This window comes from Haloferax sp. KTX1 (assembly GCF_902410085.1).
GTDB lineage: Archaea > Halobacteriota > Halobacteria > Halobacteriales > Haloferacaceae > Haloferax > Haloferax massiliensis.
Window position 1 is genome coordinate 1 of record NZ_CABPRH010000306.1, and the last position, 404, is coordinate 404.

Annotated in this window: 1 pseudogene; it reads right to left on the reverse strand. The window is 66.8% G+C overall.

Going from position 1 to position 404, the window contains the following annotated elements:
* Window positions 1-404, reverse strand: a pseudogene (locus FY251_RS21955) (tRNA modifying enzyme); the annotation flags it as partial.

Here is a 404-nt window from a genome sequence, read left to right on the forward strand (position 1 = left end):
CGTCGTAGCCCACCAGCGACTCGTCGGTACCGTCCTCGACGAGCAACACCGAGGACGTGTGGCCGACCATCTCCTCGTAGGCCTCGGCCATCAGCTCCATCTTCGCCTCGCTCATCTCCTTCGAGCGGTCCTTCTTCGTCTGGCCGCCCAGGCCTTTCATGTCGGCGGCGTCGGTGCCGGGCCGCTTGGAGAAGCGCGTGACGTTGATCTTCTCGGGCCGGGTCTCGCGCAGCAGCGCCATCGACTCCTCGTGGTCGGCCGGCTCCTCGGTCGGGAAGCCGACGATGAAGTCCGTCGACAGCGTCCAGTAGTCCAGATGGTCGTCCAGCGTCTCGACGACCTCCAGGTACTCCGAGACGGCGTGCTGGCGGCGCATGTCAGCCAGCACGTCGTCGCTGCCGGAC